Consider the following 19,658-nt stretch of genomic DNA (forward strand, 5'->3'; position numbering starts at 1 on the left):
TGTTACTTCCTTTCCCTAGATGTCATTTTCTTTAGCTTTTAGATTTGAGATAATACGCTCTTGATAAGCTTCAAATTCTTGGATTTCTTGATCCGAAAAGCCTTGGTAGAAAATTTCACCCAATTCTTTGCTGACACGGTCTCCAATTTCTTTTTGTTCCCAACCTAATTCTGTCAAAGAGATATATTTTTTCCTTTTATCTTGTGTGCAAGGTTGAATCGTGACCAAGCCTTGTTCTTCCAATTTCTTAACCATACTGGTCAATGTATTATTGGCTAGACCCGTCGCAAGAGCGATATCGGTCGCTGTAGCGCACCCCAACTCTTGCTTCCACAAAATCGTTAAAATTTTTCCCTGTTCACTTCTGTATTGAGCATCTGGTTGCTTGCTCAATAGTTTTTGAAAGATACGCCCGTTTAACAATCGAATCTGTAGAGCTTGGTATCCCCCTAACATCTTGTCCATTTTGTCTCCTTTTTTATTCTATATCGAACTTTTTAATTATTGTAACACCCTAAATTACATCTGTCAACTATTTCGATATGGAAATAATAAAAAACTTCCTACCAAAAAGTAGAAAGTCAGCATTTTTATAAAATTAAACATGCATCACATATGAAGCATTCCTCTTAAAGAAATTACTATGTACCAGATAAGGATCATACTTAGAATTTTGACTATAAACCAGCCATAAGGGAATGATAAAAATTTTTATATAGTAGAGTAAGCAAAAAAGTAAAAAAGAACTAAAACTAAGAGTTTTTAACTCAAGAAAGTAAAGATAACAGACAATTGATGTATTCAATAGAATATTAAATCCCTTAGCAAAACTAGCTGATAAGATATTCGTCTTGATCTGAGGATTAAAAAGTTTGACAAGAAACAAGGCTAATAAAGAGATATTATAGATACAAATTGGCTTGAAATCATGACGATAGAAAACTAAAAACAAGAACAAAGAATGCTACAGTGGATTGAACTTAGAGTAGTACAATATAGATTCTAAAACATTTTTAGCAGTCTTTGTGTACTGTTCTAGATTCATTCTACTATATTTTCCGTATAAAAGCAGACAAATGTCTACTAGGAATGTTGAGTTTTGGCAAACGACTAGTAATGATGATGCTATAGATTCCTTATCTCAAATACTGCCGTATGAATCCACTCGTTATGCATTTGAAAGTCATTTTCTATGATTTTACTAAAGGTGAAACCATTTTTTAAAAGCACTATCTGAGAGGCCTGATTGTCCCTTGCCGTCCCTGCGATAATCTTATGTAAACCATAAGTAGTAAAGGCCTTTTCTAAAACGAGTTTAACTGCTTCGCTTGCATAACCTAAATTGGTAACATTTTCTCCAATCCTATATCCAAGTTCTGCTATTTTTTTATCCTTCCCTAAAACACTTAAATTGATTCTTCCAACCATAATGCCTTGTGCGTCTCTAATAAGATGCATGTAGACATCATGATTCTCTTGTTCCCTTAACAATTCCCTTGTAATTTCTTTAAAACCTTCTAAGTCAAAATAGTGAGCTGGTCTAGGAGGTAAACTTCGCTCAAAATACTCCCGATTTTCTTTTTCAAAAGAATAGATATCTATACTATTGTCTTCAGACATCAGCTCTAAACTTATCATTGTAAACCATCTCCTATCATTCTCTAAACTCAAATTTACTCATGTTCACACAAAGTGACATTTACAAAATTTAAAGAGATATCTTTATTTTTTTCATATCGTATCTACATTGTAACACAAGATACTATGAAGAAAAATAATATCCATCAAGGTCCTCATAAATTCCAACATCTTACTAAACAGGCTGGAACGCCTATGGAAGCTATTTTTGAAGCATACTTGACTAACCTTCATAAAATGATATTGGCTTACAAATAAAGAAGAAAACCATCTCAAATTTGATGAGATGGTTAATCATTTAGTCTACTTTATAAAAAACTTGTTCTGAACTAGTTGGAGCAGCTTGACCAGCAATCAGCCTATTTTTAGTTAAATCAGTATCTAACCCAGGCATAATAAGTCCAGCAGGATAAATACTCATTCCATAGCCCGAGATACCATCTCTAATGCTGAATTCAATCGTTCCATGGCTACCCATGCTCTTTTTTTCAATGTTTCCACTGTTTACTAGTCCATTTTTATCGAATGTAAACTCTTGCCCAAGTCCATTTCTCCAAGTTCCAACTAGAGTCGAGAAATCTCCATTTAGAATGGCTTGCTCATCTATTTTTTGTGATCTAGCATTCGTTTGCTCTTCTTGTGTCGAGAGTTTTTCCTCAGTAGTCGTAACACTATCTTGAGTAGTCGTTGAACTAGTGGTTGTTGTACTAGTCGCTGTCGTACTAGTAGTAGAAACCTGTTCTGTTGTAGCATTTACTGCTTCTACATCTTGCTTCTTATGATTAAAGAAGAACATAAAACTTATCAGTACTATAGCAATTAAGCAACTTAACAGAATCAAAATCCAATTGATGCCTTTTCCTATTTTCATTTATAACTCCTTTATATTATTCGTATTTAATTATATCATACTAAACTGATACTAGGAAGAAATTGTATAAGACAAAGACTAGTGGTGAGAATTTTGGGGTGAACTCTCTATTGAGGATTAAAAAAGAACACCCCAAAAAGGTGCTCTTTGTAAGTATAGTCATTCTTTCGAAGAACGTTTACTAATTTGAAATGCTTTACGAGCTTTCTTAAGACCTGGTTTGACACAGTTGGATTTCAGGTACTTTCAGTTTAGCTTTATATCAACCATCATCAAAATCCAACTATTTTCTTATTTTAAAAAATATGAATAAGTTTGATTGAATGAGGGAATTTCTTTAAATTTTTTCTTAGCACCTATAAGTTAATAATACTATTCTTTAAATTATAGTTTATAATTATCTGATGTTTCAATGACCACAAAACAAAGTACAGCGAATCACTTCCTTTAGTCAAACATATAACTGAACAACATTGTTTATCTTCCTGCACTTTCATATTTTTTCAATCCTTTTCTAAAAATTGTACGACTGATAATAATCAAAAAAACTGTAAAAACTATTTGATAGAAAAATAGGTTCAATGTATCTTTCCCTAAAAATATTAATACTGCAGGATTGGCAATTAATAAATTGGGAACAAATAACATAGTGATCAATCTGTTAATACCTGTAAAAATATTATATGGATACTTAGAAATTCCAATATAATTCAAAAATACATCTACTTTTGAAAATTTAGTTGGGAACCAAAATGAACTAATCGTTATTAGAAACCAAATTGAATAATATATAATACAACCACACATTAAAGAAAGGATATAAAATAATATTTTTAATGAATTTAAATGTACATTTAAATTTCCATAACTTATAAAAATGATCGCAAGACCAAAAAAAGTATTCACGAATTGAACTAAATTAAATGATCTAAAAATATAGAACAACTGAGTATCAAACGGCCTCAATAAAATTTGATCCAAGTTACCACTCAAAATATCTGATTCTAAAATTCCCATACTTCTAATTAACAATCCCATCATAACTCCATCTACAATAGTGTAGGAACCTACCAAAAATAAAATTTGATAATAGTCCCAACCATTAAAAGAGTCTATGTTTAAGAAAATCAATCTAAAAAATACAATAGGTAAACCAATCCACAGTATCGACGAAAATAGACCACAAAAGAAGTCAAAATGAAAATTCATATCAGATTTAAAACCAAAATGAAGTAGCCTAAAAATTACTTTTATTCTAAACATTTTATCCTCCCACATTTGAGAAGTGCTCCACTCCTTTTCTCAATATGAATCTTGATATAATATAAAAAATGATGCACCAAATCAATTGAATACAAATAATTCTCAAATAGTCTATTAATTTATATGTATCATTACTAAACATCTGAAGCGGTTCATATACTAAGTATTTAAAAGGTAATACATCTAAAAACAGACGAAAATTATTTGAAAAAAAACTTAAAGGCAATAATATTCCTGATAAAAACTGAATTACTATTTCTTTAACAGTAAGGACAAAAAATATATTTTCTAACCAAAAAGAAAGCATACCTACACAACATGATATTAAAAACCATAGAACCATAGATAGAATAATTGCAATACTTCCTAAAATAAGAATTTCAATGGTTAATAACTCATTCTTGTAATAAACACTGGAGAATAAAATGACAGGAATGATGATAAATAATAAATGAGCAAGCCTATCTCCAAGCATTTTACAAAAATAATACTTATAAAAAGTAACAGGTTTTATTAATATGCTAAAAAAATTTCCTGAATGAACATCGTCATTGATTTCCCAATCAACTGGATAAAAAACAAAATATGAAAAAATTATAGTCCCCAAATAGTATTGAACCATTGAGGTAAAATCATATCCTGCTATATTTATCTGGTTACTCTGATATATATACGTCCATAAAAATACTGATATCATAATTTGTATACTTGCCTGTAACATTAACAATAGTACACTTGATTTATAGTTCAAAATAGATCGAAATGATATCAGAATAATAGACATTTCTTTTTTCAATTGTGCTCCTTTTTTGTAAAATAGTTTTGTAAAATAATTTCTTCTAAAGAAAGATTTGATATTTCAAAATCTTCTATATCTACAAGCTTATTGATTGATTCTAATGTCTCAAAGACAAAATCTCTAGGTATTTTTAGTATACATTCCGATTTTGTTTGAGAAATGACTACTACTCCTTTAACAGAGCATAACTCTGGTACCAAATCTAATGTCATTTTTATCTTTAAATATTTAAAATCAGAAAATTTAGATAAAATAACATCCATTGACTCCTGCAAAATAATTTTTCCTTTGTCAATGACGATTAATTCGTCACAAACAGACGAAATATCATCCATATCATGACTCGTTAAAATAATAGTAGTATGACATTCTTCATTCATTTTCTTTAAAAATGTTCTGATATCTTTTTTAGACTGTATATCTAACCCTATAGTAGGCTCGTCTAAAAATAATATTTCCGGACTTGTTAAAGATGCCGCGATAAACTCCATTTTCATTTTTTGTCCAAGAGAGAGGGTCCGGACCTGCTGGTAAAGCTGATCTTTTACATTCAACAAATTGCTTAATTCCTGAATTCGTTCTTGTAAAATCGCCGGTTCTACCTCATATAAAGTACCAATCATTTGAAAATAATCCATAGCCGAAACATCTTGAAATAACTGTAATTTATTTCCTACTACTATTGAAATTTTTTTTCTAAAATTTATACTTCTTTTAAATGGAATTTCTCCATTCACTTCTAATTTTCCGGAACTAGGATAAAGAGTCCCAGTCAACATTTTAATCGTTGTGGATTTACCAGCTCCATTACTCCCAATAAAGCCAACTATACTCCCTCTCTTAATCGTAAAACTAATATCTTGAACAGCTCGAATCGTTATTTGATTACGTTTCAAAAATCTCTTGATAAATGGGAGTCTTGAATCAAAATTATAAAAATTTTTAGATAAATTCTGAGCATTAATAACTATTTCACTCATATATCTCTCCTTTCGATAAAATATATTTACTTGTACTTTTTCCATACTTTACCAAAATGCTAAAGATTGAGCTAAAATCTTCGGGATGGGTAAAATAATATTTGTCTTTAAAAAGTTTCTCAAAACCTTCAAGGCGATTATTGAAATCATTAAATTTTGTATTGTCTAGCTGGTTGAATGTCTCTTTAATATCCATAAACTTTCTCCGTGATTCTTTATTTCACTTTATAAATAGAAGAGTGTCTATATATTTATAGATCCTCAAGAACTTGCATTTTATCAAGTATAAGTAGAATAGTATGTAAGGGTTTACATATTCATATTATATGATTATTTAAGGAATCCGTCAATTTTCCACATTATTATATGACAAAATGTATTTTTTAAAAATGCAAAAATCTATGAGCAAGATGTTTGACTTCCTTTTTTAAAGTATATATACTTATATTAACCTTAGAAAAGAAAAAATGTTTGAACAGATATTCAATAATAATTACTTTTTTTAAAATTAAAATTCGAACTTTAAATTTTTATCTTTTTTATATTATTGAGTAACCTAAATTGCCCAATTTGTAAAATTTAGCTAGACAAAAAAAGACATCCAAGAGAAATTTCTTAAATGTCTGTAAACGTTGATATAAGCGTGTTGATTAACGTTTTGATAATTGTGATGCTTTACAAGCTTTTTTCAATCCTAATTTGAAAAGTCTGGCTTTTAGGACAGCTCAAAAGCGCTTGATAGGAAACGTCCTAAGAGTTTCTGTCGATTTCTATTTCAAGAAATAGGAATAGATGTATCTATAATAGTGCAATTTCTTAACGTAAAACTTTCAATCCTATCCTCTTCCTTCTTATCCTAATAAAGTTTGTAATATTGGAATAACAACGATAAATAGAACCGTACTTAGAGTCACCACATTCGTAGAGAATTCCACATCTCCTTTTCCCTGATTAGCAAGGATCGGAAGAACAGCTAAAGCTGGTGTAGCGGACTGAATCATAAAGGTCTTAAATTCTACTGTCGCCATATTTGGTGCAAAGAACTTCAATACAAGAAGCATAATCAGAGGAGCTAGGATAAAGCGTCCAACTAAAGTGACAATCGTATCTTTATCAAAAGTAATAGTATTCAAGCCTGCCTTTGCAAGAACGATACCAATATAAATCAGAGATAGGGGAGTAACGATATTTCCAACATAGGTTAAGGTATTCGTTGCGAAATCTGGAATAGAGATTCGAAGAATCAAAAATAGCAGAGCCACAAGAAAACCTACAAGCGGAGCTGGTAGCAATTTCTTCCAGTCAAATTTACTTGTCTCCTTGCTTTGACCCGATTTACTGTCACTCGTCATCAAATACACGCCCAATGTCCAGGTGGAAATCGTGTTGGTGATATAGTAAATTAAGAAATAAGGAAGAGCCTGATCCCCAAAAAGAGCAACGTTTAAAGGTAAACCAATAAAAATAGTATTGGCATTCACAAAGGTATTAATCATGGTTCCTCGCCGTCCTGGACGAACCTTGAAAACCACAACTGCAATATAAGCTACGATATAGCCCAATTTAAATGCTACAAAAGTATAAAGAAGACCTCCAGAAAGACTGATTAGTTTATCTAGTGTTAGGTATTTCATCACCGACACAAAGATTGACGCTGGCAAGGCTACATTCATGATCAAACGAGATAGGTTAGGTCCAAAGGCATCTCCAAACCATCCCTTCACCTGAAGAATATACCCCAAAACAATAATAGCGATAATCGGAATGATACTCGTAATCGAGGTTAAAAAGAGTGACATAGGCATCCTTTCTAAATTACTTAAGTCCACAGCCCATACAAATCTGTCGCTATAGAAGTATAGACAGCAGAAATGAATTATTTATACTCTGGATACCACTTCAAATCACGAACTGCTTTGGCCATATCTGTTTCCTTAGCGCGTGCAAGACCTTGCTCTTGTGCTTTTTTAGCAACCGCTTCTGCTACTTTAATGGAAACATCGGCTACATACTTGAATGGAGGCAAGACAGGAGCTCCTGGTTGGCCTGGATTGACAATACCACTCAATGAATGAGCTGCTGCTCCAATCATTTCATCAGTCAAAAGACTTGCTTCAGAAGCCAGCATACCTAGACCAAGACCTGGGTAAATCAAGGCATTATTGGCTTGACCAATCACATAGTCGACACCTTTATAAGAAACCGTATCAGCAGGAATTCCTGTTGCGACAAAAGCCTTGCCATCTGACCATTCAATCAAATCTTTGGCACTAGCTTCTGCTAGTTTGGTTGGATTTGACAAAGGGAAGATCATCGGACGCTCTGTATTTTCACACATAGCTTCTACTATTTCTTTAGTGAAGGTATTAGGCTGAGTCGAAGTTCCTACAAGAATGGTTGGCTTCACAGTCTTCACTACTTCAAGCAGATCAGTCAACTTGTCTGCGTTACTAAAGTCAGCACGTTTCTTAGCAAACGGTTTTTGTTCAGGAGTTAGGTCATCCATGTCATCAAAGAGAAGACCTTGTTTATCAACCATAAAGAAACGTTTATAGGCTTCTTCTTCAGAAAGACCTTCACTTACCATTTCACGAAGAACACGAGCGGCAATTCCTGCACCCGCAGTACCACCACCATAGCAGAGATAAACTTGATCTGTTAATTTTTCACCACTAATATCCAGCGAACCAAAGATACCACCTAAGGTAACGATTCCTGTACCTTGAATATCATCATTAAAAGTTGGAATTTGTTTCCGGTATTTTTCAAGAATATTGGCAGCATTCGAGCGGCCGAAGTCTTCCCAGTGAAGGTAGAGTTTAGGAAAGAGACGTTCTGCTGTTTGAACAAATTGGTCAATGAAGTCGTAGTAACGATCTCCGCGAACCCGTTCGTGACGATTTCCTAAGTAATTAGGATTGTTACGAAGTTCTTCACGGTTAGTCCCTGCATCAATAACTAAAGGAAGAACCATAGAAGGATCGATTCCAGCAGCACCCGTGTAGACCATCAATTTCCCAACAGAAATATCGACACCATTTGTTCCCCAGTCACCGATTCCAAGAATTCCTTCTGCATCTGTTACAACAATGAGACGAATCTCGCGATCCCCAGCAGCATTTTTCAAAGTGGCTTCAATATTTTCAGGATGATTGATATCAAGATACCCCGCATATTGGGGATCTACAAAGAGGTCACTATAGCCTTCAATGGTATCTGCAATGGTTGGATCGTATACAATTGGATTGAATTCCTCCAAATGTTGAGAAAAGAGGTAATAGAAAAGAGTCCGGTTGGTATTAAAAATTTCCATTAGGAAAAGACGTTTTTCCAAATCATTGGCTTTTGTTTGCATTTGTGCATAAGTTTGCGCCGCTTGCTCTTCAATCGTTTGAACATACGGTGGCAGTAAACCAATAAGACCTAGTTCCTTTCGCTCCTCTAAGGTAAAGGCAGTACCTTTATTGAGGAAAGGGTTGTTTAAAATATCATGTGCAGTCATAGTGCAACCTCCTTTTTACTTCTATTATACCACTTAAAACGAATTGTTTGGAAAACTTTGTTGTTTAAAAAATACTATTGTGTACGCATATGTTATAATGAGTCTACAAAGACATTTTCTAATAAGCTCTTTATACTTAAAACACTATTGTTAATGGCACTTTAAGTTGTTATATTTTATAAAGTTCTGAACTCATAAAACTCTCGATGATCACTCTTTACTAAAAGTTTCGAGTAAAAGAAACTAATCATACAAATTGGCAATCCGAATTAAAATAAATATTATATAAGTTTGTTATACAATACTTTGTATTTTTTAAGATGTTTTTTTGTCATGCAAAACTTGTATTCTATTTATATGACGAATAAAAACTATTTACAACAATATATTTCCCAAAAAGTGAAATATTTTCGAACACAGAAAAAAATGAGCCAGGAAGAACTTTCGGAACAAGCAGGACTCGGGCTTAAGTATATCAATCAACTTGAAAACCAAAATGTGAATCTGACCATTCACAGTCTTGAAAAAGTGATTGTCGCCCTAAAGATGACCCCAGAGGAATTTTTCAATTTTGATAGCCTTGAATCAACCTCTGATAAGACCGATAATCTTTCACTCAAAAGAATCAACATGAAGGTTAAACAACTCCCTATTGATAAACGAGAAAAGATGTTGGTCATTTTCGAAAGTATCTTAGATAACCTTTGATATCCCTGACTCACTTACATTTTAACCGGCGAATACTCGTATAGTCAAATTGTAGGATACGGATAAAAATTATTTATCTGGTGATTTCCACTTATTTTCCTTCTCCAAATAATGAAAGTGAGCCCCTATGAATTTAAAAGATCTACAATATTTTTATGACCTCTGCCAGCTTCAATCCTATACGGAAGTAGCAAAACAACACAAAGTCAGCCAACCATCTATTTCTTACGCCATCAAGCGCTTAGAGGAATCCTTTAACTGCAAATTGATTCACCACGATCCCTCGCATCGTTCCTTCAAACTAACTCCTCAAGGGCAAATCCTTCTAAAGCATACAGAAAAGATCTTACCTGAGGTTATTTCTACTCGCAAAGAAATCAATCGTTCCTTGGCCCAATACTCTACTGTAGGATTTCCTCCTATTATCATTCAGTATCTCTTTGCTGCCTTAAACGAAAAAGATAAATTCGATTTTTTAAAAAAAGTACGCCCTATCCGCGGTGGCTCCGTAGAGTTATTGAATCTTCTCCTCAAAGGAGACCTTGATGCAAGCCTACTCGGCTTGGTTGAACCACTCAATCATCCTTCAATAGAGACACATGAACTCTTTCATAAAGAACTGTATGTCGTTTTATCTAAGAACCATCCTCTTGCTACTGCTCCTTCCCTCGCTTTTGAAGAATTAGTAGATCAATCCTTTATACTTTTAGACGAACACTTTGTTCACCTGAAAGCTTTTGAACTACTTAATCAAAAGCATCAAAACAAGTCAGAAATATTCTTTAAGACTGACGACATTGTCATTCTTAAAGAACTTTTAAAGAAAGGGATTGGCCTTAGTTTACTGGCTGATATCGCGCTTTCTGATGAAGATGATGACTTAATAAAAATCCCTCTAATACCGGAGGACCAGATAACATTTACAGTTTATTACGCTTATCTCAAATCAGCTACACTGTCATCAGAAGTAGAAGCCTTATTTAATCTCATTAAATCATATGAATAGAAAAAAACTCTAACTATCAACTATCTGATAGCTAGAGTTTTTTACATTATAGGTATTAGACTAAAGCACGAAGAAATAGGATATGATCGCCGAATCTTTTCATTTACCCGATACCCTTTAAGGAGATTTCTAAGTATAAATCTACAAGATATTAATAAAAAAGAACACCCCGAAAGGTGCTCTTTGTAAGTACAGTAATTCTTTCGAAGAACGTTTTGAGTGCAGTGGTTGCCATCCAATCAAACATCGCTTCGCTTGTTTTCTTGGGGCAACTGTGCATAGCATATCTCTATGCGACTAAAGTCGCTAGAGCTATCCTAATTGCGCACCGCCAGTTCTCATAGAAAAAAACACCTTGCAATATGCAAAGTGTTTTCGTTTGTATTCTGCTGTCCAGCAACGAATTAACGTTTTGAGAACTGGCTAGCTTTACGAGCTTTCTTAAGACCTGGCTTGGAAAGCATGAGTTTCAGTTGGACTAAAAACAGCGCAATATCAAGGCTTTTCAGAACTAAAACTACTTATTCATTTCATAAAATTTGAATCAATATTTTTTAAATAGGGTAATAGCTCAGTTCTGTATGCTGATAATATACAAAAGGAACACTTCAGTCTTTGAAGCGTTCCTTTTGCATTCTTGCAAAAAAATTATATCGTTAAAATTTAAACTCTAGAAAATGACTTATCTTTTTTTCAAATCTGTCGCTACCTATGCCATGTTTAAAACCGTAAGTCTCATACATAGAATTTTTCATTACATATTGAATAGATTTCATAACACTTTTTTTATCATTTGATAATGTGAGATATAGTTGTTGCAACTTTTCTAACGAATTCCCTTCTAACATTGCCATCCACATTCTTAATATACTTACAACAACATCCGATAATTGAATAAAAACATCATTATCAGACTTTACAAATTTGTAATTCGCTTTTTTCCCAGAAAATTCTACAGGAGATTCTTCTAGTTTTTCTTGAATAGTATATTCTTCATCAAATATGTGCTCTGAATTGTAGTAACTAACTATGGAATTTGCATACACAGAATAGTAATTTTCAATCATAACACCAGCTTTATTCGATGTTGGCAATATTAATTCTTCTTTTTTATGAGCTTTAAGTGACTGCCTTATATATTCCATATTAAAATCCACAACAGTTGGATTAAATCTCTCAATCCAACTTAACAATTCATTAATAAATTGCTCCTGATTGGTAACATTAGGGTATTCAAAATACTTCATGAAATTTACAAACCAATCTTTATCTTTTTTTATATAATAATACAGTGAATTTTTTAAGTCTCTACTAAAATATAACCCTCCAATAGCCGATTCTGGCAACGTATCAATTATATCAACTATACTAAAATAAAAATTATCTAAATATGTGTAATGTATCCAACAGTTATTTTTTTCCAACCACTCAACAAAGATTTTAAACTTCGGTTTAGAAAGTAATTCTATGAAATTTTTAGACTTTTGCTGAATATGCTTAAATTTTATCTCTCTCATATTGGACTGCAATTTTAAATTATCAACCAGTTCATCTGTAATGCTTTGCTGTAAGATTTTTCCTTTTTCAAAAGCTAGACCACCCAAAATAAAATATGCATGTTCGTCAAAATTAAAGCCTTCTTCTGTCAACTTAAAAACTCTAGCATTATTGGTTTCATCATAGTATAAGACATACTCTTTATCCATATTTGGAATATTATGCAAACTAGCAATATTCTCTATCATTCCTGTATAATCCATTCCACTTACCTCAGAATTCTAAAATTTCCATTCTTCTTGTATTTCTAAAAATGCAGCCCTCAGCTCCTCTATTGCTTTGTACCTCAAATTATGATTAGAATTCAAGCCTTTTTCCATAAATTCTTTTAGTTTTGGAAAATCAAATTTATTCATATTTTTATATCTTCCAGTTAAAACAAAATAAATTAATTTCGAGAGTGCGTAATATTCGTATTGCTTGTTGTAATTTTTAAACCCTTCTGTACTTAAACTAGATACATCATTAAAATATCCACGAACTTCTGTTTCTAATGATGTCAGCTGGCTATCAACTGTTTTAACTAATCCAAAGTCAGCAATTTTTACGACAACCTCATCTTGATATTTTTTGAGTAAAACATTTTTGGGACTAATATCTCTATGCAAAACCCCAATTCTGTCAAACACTTCAAAAGCCCTAATTATTTGTAAACAGAGCTTTCTACGTATCATAAAATTGAGCTTCTGATTATTCTTCAAAATAAAATCATATAATGAAAAATCTGCGAACTCCATGAAGTATTCATTTTTATTTTTATCTAAACGATAAACTTCTAATACATAAGGAGAATTTATGGATTTCATAACTTCATACTCTTTATAAAATCTCTCCAACTCTTTAGCATCTAAATCAGTCCTAGCTCTTTTCACAACAAAATATTTATCATAGAAATCATCAAAGTATTTAAAAACCTGAGCATACGACCCTTCACCAATAGGAAACAATTTAAAACCAGATTCAACTCCACCACTTTTTTTATTAATAGTATCTCCAATAAAAAATATAGGTAGTTCGTATTTAATTTCATTTTGCTCCATATCTGTAGGAATAGAACTTCCATTATACTCCATAAGGAATTGATTACATTTTTGAAATATTTCACCATATTCTTTATCAACTGTAAAACCAATATTCTTTAATTCCGAAATCTTTGATAACCTATCCACAATGTTGATACAAGCCAGCAATTTCCTACTTGAATCCGCCAAATAGTAAAAATTTTCCTGCTTCATTCTAGAGTTCATTTCACGCAAAAGTAGATTTACATGGTAATGAATACTTGATAATAGCAAAGAAAGACGTTCTCCAAAATCTTCTTGATATAGATACTGATTGTCTGATTGAAATCCATTTGAAAATGTCTCAATAAAATCAACTTCTATTGATTTTATTTTATTAGATAACTCTGCAGTCATATTTCCATCAATTATGCTCATGATACACCATTTCCTTACTACATGTTACTAAAACCAAGCACCTTAATATTGCTTACATAAGGTGATAGTTCTTTGTCATAAACCTATTATAATATTTTTCTTTTTTATATTCTACTTATCCATATCTCTCAGCGCATACTCGCATGCTTGAATGACAAAGCTTGAAAAAGTTACACCCTTGTCTTGTATTGCTTTCTCAATTTCTTCAATCAGTAGAATTAAAGCTAATAAAAAACTAGCTCTCAAAGAAAGTAAAAAGTTTGAAGAATTAGCATTAAATGAGGAGTAACTTAAACAATGGCTACAAGCATTTGATGAAGATCTAAAAAATGATCGAATGGAATTAAAAGATTATGCTTTGTTCTATACGACATTCTTTTTATCATATAGAAAATCAGAAACCTATGCTCTCCAATGGAAACATATCAATTATAAAAAAAATGAAATTCTCATTGAACAAACATTAGACAAATTCGGGAATCTGAAATCAACCAAAGGAAATAAGAAAACTATTTTCTCTATTTCTAATGACTTACTTCAACTTCTTACCTCTTGGAAAGAACAACAAAAATATGAACTAGCAAAGTTTGGTATCATCAGTAATCCAGAACAGTTTGTCTTTACTTATATAGACACTAGAGGAAACATCAACAAGCCTTTACATGCTGACTATCTAAACAATAAAATGAAAAGCATCAGAAAGCGACATAAAGAGCTGGCATATGCTACACCTCATAAACTGCGACATACAGGAGCCAAGCTTGCTAAACAAGCAGGAATGAGCTTAGAAGCTATCTCTGAGGCTCTAACACACAGTGACACAGGAACAACTCAGATTTATGTCAATACTTCTAATGTAGTTCCTATGACAGTAGGTGAATTTGCTTTAAAGTCTCTAAAACAATAAGGTGAAAATAAGGTAAACTTTGAGGTGAACTTTTCAAAAAAACACGAAAAAAGCACCCATAAGGTGAACTTTTGAGTGCTTTGAAACGTTGATATAATCGTATTGATTAACGTTTTGAGAATTGTGATGCTTTACGAGCTTTCTTAAGACCTGGTTTTTTCTACATCATGATATTTATGGTAAATTATCACTAAAATCAAGTAATTTCAAGAGATAAATCTTCAATCTTTACATATATAACCCTTTTAAAAATCAAGAGGTTATCAAAGGGTTATCACTTTTTTAGTTTTCGGAGCTTATGTAGTTGAGAAACAACGATTTATTTTTCTTCGTTTTTCTTCGTTTCGTTACTTGTTGTGAAATGATGTATAATAAAAATCACATTCCCATACAAACAATTGAATTGCAAAATTATAAAGCGAATGAACTTCATGAATTTAAAAGTAAGATTACTTTATAAATTCACTAATTAGTAACTATGTTTTCTTCGTTTTTCTTCGTTTTTCTTCGTTTTTATTTCATTTCTAATTTATAGTATTGACTGCGATCTTTCGTACTTGTCCCATACCATGTTAAAATGCCTTTTGCTCTCAACGTTTTCAATAATTTCGACGAGTAAGAAACACTCCTACCTAAGAATTCTGCTACTTTTTTAGTTGTCATAGGTTCTGCTGTATTGTACATATACTGTATCAATAGTTTTTCATCAACACTTAAATCACTATAATCTCTAAGTTTACTTTCCAAAGAATCACGTGTTCTCAATGTTCTACTTGTAATACTGTTTTCTAATGTTAAAACTACTTTGTTACCTGGTTCAGAGTAACACGGTTCATGGAGAAAAGCAGATTCCATTTCAGAATAGATTCGTTTTACTCCCTCATTCATTTCTCGGACCCATCCAAATTCAGTTAAGGTACGAGCTATACGCGGATTTCTAGAAAAACGTTCATGTCTTATATTCTCAACAGTTACAATATTCGGTAGTTTTCCTGGGCTATGAATCTCTAGACGATTATCAAACATCAATACCCTGATATGATCTCCGTATACTGAATAATTCCTGTGGGTTACTGCATTTACAATTCCTTCAAACCAAGCAAATTCAGGATATTCTGGAAGTATCTGAAATCTACCATCACTATCTAAATACTGAAACTCTCGTAGCTGGGTTCGAACAAAATCTCTAACTTTAACAATTAATTTAGGCAATGCATCATCAAATGTTACTTCCTTAATAACATTAAATTCACTTCCTGTACCTACATCTACCCCATCAAATCGTTGAAAACGAACACGTGCTTGAGGGAAAAATGCTGAAGGATACTTACCAAAGATAAGAATAGCTGCCTTTGTTAATTTACCATTGATAAGAAACCGTCTTGCCTTTAATATCTCCTCAGTTGAACGTTCTGAAATATCAAAATGGTCCTTAAAATCCTGAACCAATAGTTCATCAATATCATCTAATGTGGCATCTTCAATGATTTCATCTTCAAAGAAACGCTGTCCCTTATCATAACTAAGTTGTATACGTTGCTCATAACTCAACTTGACTGATTCATCTCCCTGTCGTAGATAAACTTCATCATTTGGAGCAGCAATCACTCGGTTCGATGATAATTCAACTGAGATAACCAAAATCAGGTCGTCTTCTCCCTTATAATTAACCACAGGTATTTCCTCAAAAGATAAGTCCAACGGTGTATCCCGCATCTCTCGGTCTATCTTTTTGAAATCATCAATTGGATAGGCTTTCCCATCCTTAAAACCAGTGATAATATTATCCTGCTTTTCATCTTCAATCCCGATAATCAACTGACCTCCATCAGCATTAGCAAAGGCAATCAGATGTTTTAACAATTCCGATGGTTTTTTCCTAGCTGATTTCCTATCCAAATATTGATTTTCTGGCGAAAATTGCCAGTAATTAAAATCATATTTCATTTATTTTCTCCTAATTTTTGGTTAAATAATGATGATTATTCTGTATTACTTACTAAATCTGTTTTTCTTAAGATAATAGGCTAGGTGTTTCATTATGATGAGGGCGATTACACTTTTCAACTTGTATATATAAATTTTTAAGCAAATTAATACTAGTCAGAACTGCTTCACCAGTATTTAATTTTTTAATTTGATTGATTTGATTCTCCATCAGATGATTTTGAATAGCTTTTATTTCATCTGGTGAAGTTAGCCTATGAACTAATAAAGTGCCAACTTGCCCTAACAATATTTTATCAACATCATTTGGATTCTGAGTTGTCAAAAACAGAAATATACCTTTCTTTCTACCCTCACGAGCAATGCTATTTAATCCTGTATAAAATGTAAATCCGTCATTATTAATACCTTTTGTATATCTATGAACTTCATCAATAAACATAACAAATGGTTTTATTGATGTCGAACTTAAATTTACTAAATGATTTGAAACGAGATCAATAATCATCCCACCAATGCCATCAGTTGTTCCAATTTGAGAAACATCTATATATAATGATTTTTTTGTTTCTCCCGCTGAAAATGAATCGATAATATCAATAAGACTTTGACCATCAGAAGTGAAAAAATTTACAAGCGATGTGTTATTCAACTTATAATTGACCTTTTGAATGAGGTACTGATTCACATTGAAGTTGAATAAATCCGACTCAAATTCTCCCTTTTTATTTTGTTTAGTTGTTTCAACAGCTATTTGTGCAGATAAAAGATTAATATTAAAATTCTTATCTTCATCCGTAAGACTAGAAAGATCTACTTCTACAGCACTAACAGATCTTCCTATCTTATGATATATTCCATCATTATCCTTCTTATATTGGTATCGTAAAGAACGTATAGCTTCGGCCAATACTGCTGGTTGTGTTCCATCATTTGTCTCAAATAGAATTGACCATTGATTAATTGACATTTGTGATAAAGGTAAGAAAGCAGTTTGTCCAAGTATGTATTTATCTACTTCATCGTCTGTAAATGAGTCTGAATACTCCCCTGTTGGATCTATTATTAAAGTTCTTATACCATCATTGATTAGTTTATCCAAAATGCTCAAAGCTGATGTAGATTTGCCACTATTAGTAGTTCCAATAGTCATTAAATGTCTATTAAACAAAGTTTTAGGTTGCAATCTTATGGGGTAATTCTGTGAGCTGAACGCTAAATTAGCAAATGTTGATAGTTGATTTTCGCTATCTGGATTAACTTCTATTGATTTTATAAAAATATCTACAACTTTTTCATTAGCCATATATACCTTATCAGTGATACCAACCGTGTTTGTCCCATTCAGTTTAAAATACTTTTCACCTAGTGGTATATACCCAAGAATATCTATACTGATTTCAGGAAATATTTTCTCTTGTAACCCACTAGTTAACATTTCGTGAACACTATCTGAATTTGGAAGCTTAGACTGAAATATTTCTCCAAAGAATAACCCATTATTTGAATCAATCAAAACATAGTAATTAATCGTATTAGGTGAAAGTATATCTTTCTTTAACTTCCTATATGAGAATAAAGATAAGTTCTCAATTTGAATTGTTGAGTATGAACGATTGACCTGAGAAATCATTCCAAGATAGTAATTACTTTTATCAGCTACCGTATAAAAACTATCAATTTTCATCTGTAAAGTACCTTCCATTCAAATAATCAACTAAATTATCATTCATCGTTGCCTTTAAAAATGAAATTGGATAACCTTGATCCATTAAATGTACAAGTTCTGCCCAGTTATAATTGTATCTAGAATCCGATTCTTTAATCACATCATAACTATTATTTTCCTTGTTCCACTCTCTATTAGGGTCTATATTAAAGTCAGTAACCAATATCTTAAGACTATTGTTATTTTTTAATGCTTGTGTAATCATTTTGGAAATATGGACGTCTGCGAAACTGAATCCAGATGAAATCAACAAAGTGTTTGGACGCTTTATAAGATCTTGGAATTTTGTAAAGAGTTCAAAATATGGTTCTTGGTAACTTTGAGCATATTTATCAGAACTTGGAAAAACCATTACCATTTTGTCTGTATCTATGATACTATCTTTATTTTTTCTCAAAATAGTTCCATCATCTTGCTTTTCCCAGGTAAGTGAACCATGTATCTTTAAAAGATTGAATATCTTATCCTTATATTCAACCTCTCTGGTGTTGATATTCTGAACCTCCTTTATAAGATTCCATTCAAACATACTGCTATCAAACTTCGGTATTGGAGTGAAATTAAAACCATCAAAAATAACAAAATTATTTTCCGCCGCAGCTTCTTCGATTAAAACATCATAATTTGTCGTAATAACCGAAAACTTATTTCCATCCTTACCTGATATACTTGACAAAAAGTTTAATAACTTACCGTGTTTCAATTCCTTACTGTCATATGAATAGTTTGTATTTTCTTTAATTAGCTGTAAAATCTTTTTGATACTATTATTAAATTTATCTTTATCTGTATCCGGTACATATGGTCGATAATGGAATAGTGTTGATAAGAAATCCTCTAGGTTAAAACTGTCTGCCAATTTATATGTCTCGGTTTCCTCAGATTCTTTATCTAATATATTCCCATCTTTGTATCTACATTGACTAGCCAATTCCTTTAGTGTATATAATCCATCTGATTTATCTAGCTTTGAAAAGACATCATCAGCAATCATTTTTACTGTCTTTCCAAAATTTGGATTTAAATCTTGTGTCACTGATGCTCCTGCGCCTGCTAGAAAAACAATGTTTGAATATTTTTCACCGTAAACTATTCTGTGAATTTTTCCACTAATCATACGTTGAAAGTCAATTTTGGTAAAGACTTTTTGCTGTTCCTCTTGAGAGTCAGGATGTTCCAGTTTTCCATTAGAATCATAGAAAAAAGAATTTCCATCTTTATTTTTCTCTATACCGTAGGAAATTGTATTAGATAGATAATGCAATTCGATTTTCTCATAATCTTTTTCTTTGTCGTAAAAGAAATCCATGTT

16 protein-coding genes and 2 pseudogenes are annotated in these 19,658 nt (G+C 32.1%); 3 read left to right on the plus strand and 15 right to left on the minus strand.

The features are described from left to right. Positions 1-15: 15 nt before the first annotated feature. From RQ973_RS01780 to RQ973_RS01820, 9 genes are all read right to left on the minus strand, one after another. On the minus strand, positions 16-465 hold the full coding sequence (locus RQ973_RS01780; RefSeq protein WP_311522556.1) for a MarR family transcriptional regulator: 450 nt from the start codon (positions 463-465) through the stop codon (positions 16-18). Between the two features lie 660 nt (positions 466-1,125). Further along, positions 1,126-1,638 (minus strand): GNAT family N-acetyltransferase, encoded by a 513-nt coding sequence (locus RQ973_RS01785; RefSeq protein WP_311522557.1) that lies wholly within the window; start codon positions 1,636-1,638, stop codon positions 1,126-1,128. Between the two features lie 298 nt (positions 1,639-1,936). Further along, positions 1,937-2,509 carry a DUF6287 domain-containing protein gene (locus RQ973_RS01790; RefSeq protein WP_311522558.1) on the minus strand — a complete coding sequence of 191 codons (573 nt, stop codon included), beginning with the start codon at positions 2,507-2,509 and terminating at the stop codon, positions 1,937-1,939. Between the two features lie 477 nt (positions 2,510-2,986). Continuing rightward, positions 2,987-3,772, minus strand: a complete 786-nt coding sequence (locus tag RQ973_RS01795) for an ABC transporter permease (RefSeq protein WP_003013947.1) — start codon at positions 3,770-3,772, stop codon at positions 2,987-2,989. 1 nt (position 3,773) lies between these two features. After that, positions 3,774-4,568 (minus strand): ABC-2 family transporter protein, encoded by a 795-nt coding sequence (locus tag RQ973_RS01800; RefSeq protein WP_003013825.1) that lies wholly within the window; start codon positions 4,566-4,568, stop codon positions 3,774-3,776. Then, a complete protein-coding gene (locus tag RQ973_RS01805) occupies positions 4,565-5,551 on the minus strand; it encodes an ATP-binding cassette domain-containing protein (RefSeq protein ID WP_248034124.1) in 987 nt (328 codons plus the stop codon). Before RQ973_RS01805 ends, RQ973_RS01800 begins: the two co-directional genes overlap by 4 nt. Beyond that, positions 5,544-5,747 carry a hypothetical protein gene (locus RQ973_RS01810; RefSeq protein ID WP_003010127.1) on the minus strand — a complete coding sequence of 68 codons (204 nt, stop codon included), beginning with the start codon at positions 5,745-5,747 and terminating at the stop codon, positions 5,544-5,546. Before RQ973_RS01810 ends, RQ973_RS01805 begins: the two co-directional genes overlap by 8 nt. A gap of 655 nt (positions 5,748-6,402) precedes the next feature. Continuing rightward, positions 6,403-7,350, minus strand: coding sequence for an AEC family transporter (locus RQ973_RS01815; protein WP_311522559.1), 948 nt, complete (start codon positions 7,348-7,350; stop codon positions 6,403-6,405). A gap of 77 nt (positions 7,351-7,427) precedes the next feature. Next, entirely contained in the window at positions 7,428-9,053 is a 1,626-nt protein-coding gene (locus tag RQ973_RS01820) for a malolactic enzyme (protein ID WP_075231519.1), read from the minus strand. Between the two features lie 357 nt (positions 9,054-9,410). Here RQ973_RS01820 and RQ973_RS01825 point away from each other — a divergent pair, with 357 nt between their 5' ends. Together RQ973_RS01825 and RQ973_RS01830 are read left to right on the plus strand one after the other, a co-directional pair. Continuing rightward, a complete protein-coding gene (locus RQ973_RS01825; RefSeq protein WP_311522560.1) occupies positions 9,411-9,761 on the plus strand; it encodes a helix-turn-helix transcriptional regulator in 351 nt (116 codons plus the stop codon). A gap of 127 nt (positions 9,762-9,888) precedes the next feature. Continuing rightward, complete coding sequence (locus RQ973_RS01830; protein ID WP_311522561.1) at positions 9,889-10,767, plus strand: LysR family transcriptional regulator; 879 nt, start codon at positions 9,889-9,891, stop codon at positions 10,765-10,767. A gap of 656 nt (positions 10,768-11,423) precedes the next feature. Here RQ973_RS01830 and RQ973_RS01835 read toward each other — a convergent pair. The 3 genes and pseudogenes from RQ973_RS01835 to RQ973_RS09465 all read right to left on the minus strand — a co-directional run. Next, positions 11,424-12,527 (minus strand): DUF3800 domain-containing protein, encoded by a 1,104-nt coding sequence (locus RQ973_RS01835; RefSeq protein WP_311522562.1) that lies wholly within the window; start codon positions 12,525-12,527, stop codon positions 11,424-11,426. A gap of 18 nt (positions 12,528-12,545) precedes the next feature. Further along, the gene (locus RQ973_RS01840) at positions 12,546-13,763 is read right to left on the minus strand and encodes a protein kinase family protein (protein ID WP_311522563.1); all 1,218 of its coding nucleotides are present in this window, start codon (positions 13,761-13,763) and stop codon (positions 12,546-12,548) included. A 111-nt stretch (positions 13,764-13,874) separates the two neighbouring features. Then, positions 13,875-13,976: pseudogene (locus RQ973_RS09465) on the minus strand (YlcI/YnfO family protein); the annotation flags it as partial. On the opposite strand from RQ973_RS09465, the pseudogene xerC reads away from it, so the two are divergent. Continuing rightward, positions 13,969-14,670: pseudogene (gene xerC, locus RQ973_RS01845) on the plus strand (tyrosine recombinase XerC); the annotation flags it as partial. The pseudogenes RQ973_RS09465 and xerC overlap by 8 nt on opposite strands. A gap of 513 nt (positions 14,671-15,183) precedes the next feature. Here xerC and RQ973_RS01850 read toward each other — a convergent pair. From RQ973_RS01850 to RQ973_RS01860, 3 genes are all read right to left on the minus strand, one after another. Beyond that, entirely contained in the window at positions 15,184-16,617 is a 1,434-nt protein-coding gene (locus tag RQ973_RS01850) for an ATP-binding protein (protein ID WP_311522564.1), read from the minus strand. Positions 16,618-16,684: 67 nt separating this feature from the next. After that, complete coding sequence (locus RQ973_RS01855; protein ID WP_000687284.1) at positions 16,685-18,304, minus strand: ATP-binding protein; 1,620 nt, start codon at positions 18,302-18,304, stop codon at positions 16,685-16,687. After that, positions 18,294-19,655: an SIR2 family protein gene (locus tag RQ973_RS01860; RefSeq protein ID WP_000345451.1), complete on the minus strand. Its 1,362-nt coding sequence runs from the start codon at positions 19,653-19,655 to the stop codon at positions 18,294-18,296. The genes RQ973_RS01855 and RQ973_RS01860 overlap by 11 nt, the downstream gene beginning before the upstream one ends. Positions 19,656-19,658 lie beyond the last annotated feature (3 nt).

It is taken from the genome of uncultured Streptococcus sp. (assembly GCF_963511325.1).
Taxonomy (GTDB): domain Bacteria; phylum Bacillota; class Bacilli; order Lactobacillales; family Streptococcaceae; genus Streptococcus.

Bases quoted from the DNA above. Each gene is read 5' to 3' on its own strand.
- RQ973_RS01790 (WP_311522558.1), bottom strand. From the start codon at position 2,509: ATGAAAATAGGAAAAGGCATCAATTGGATTTTGATTCTGTTAAGTTGC.
- RQ973_RS01855 (WP_000687284.1), bottom strand. From the start codon at position 18,304: ATGAAAATTGATAGTTTTTATACGGTAGCTGATAAAAGTAATTACTAT.
- RQ973_RS01825 (WP_311522560.1), top strand. From the start codon at position 9,411: ATGACGAATAAAAACTATTTACAACAATATATTTCCCAAAAAGTGAAA.
- RQ973_RS01815 (WP_311522559.1), bottom strand. From the start codon at position 7,350: ATGTCACTCTTTTTAACCTCGATTACGAGTATCATTCCGATTATCGCT.
- RQ973_RS01785 (WP_311522557.1), bottom strand. From the start codon at position 1,638: ATGATAAGTTTAGAGCTGATGTCTGAAGACAATAGTATAGATATCTAT.
- RQ973_RS01850 (WP_311522564.1), bottom strand. From the start codon at position 16,617: ATGAAATATGATTTTAATTACTGGCAATTTTCGCCAGAAAATCAATAT.
- RQ973_RS01780 (WP_311522556.1), bottom strand. From the start codon at position 465: ATGGACAAGATGTTAGGGGGATACCAAGCTCTACAGATTCGATTGTTA.
- RQ973_RS01810 (WP_003010127.1), bottom strand. From the start codon at position 5,747: ATGGATATTAAAGAGACATTCAACCAGCTAGACAATACAAAATTTAAT.
- RQ973_RS01860 (WP_000345451.1), bottom strand. From the start codon at position 19,655: ATGGATTTCTTTTACGACAAAGAAAAAGATTATGAGAAAATCGAATTG.
- RQ973_RS01795 (WP_003013947.1), bottom strand. From the start codon at position 3,772: ATGTTTAGAATAAAAGTAATTTTTAGGCTACTTCATTTTGGTTTTAAA.
- RQ973_RS01830 (WP_311522561.1), top strand. From the start codon at position 9,889: ATGAATTTAAAAGATCTACAATATTTTTATGACCTCTGCCAGCTTCAA.
- RQ973_RS01805 (WP_248034124.1), bottom strand. From the start codon at position 5,551: ATGAGTGAAATAGTTATTAATGCTCAGAATTTATCTAAAAATTTTTAT.
- RQ973_RS01840 (WP_311522563.1), bottom strand. From the start codon at position 13,763: ATGAGCATAATTGATGGAAATATGACTGCAGAGTTATCTAATAAAATA.
- RQ973_RS01835 (WP_311522562.1), bottom strand. From the start codon at position 12,527: ATGGATTATACAGGAATGATAGAGAATATTGCTAGTTTGCATAATATT.
- RQ973_RS01820 (WP_075231519.1), bottom strand. From the start codon at position 9,053: ATGACTGCACATGATATTTTAAACAACCCTTTCCTCAATAAAGGTACT.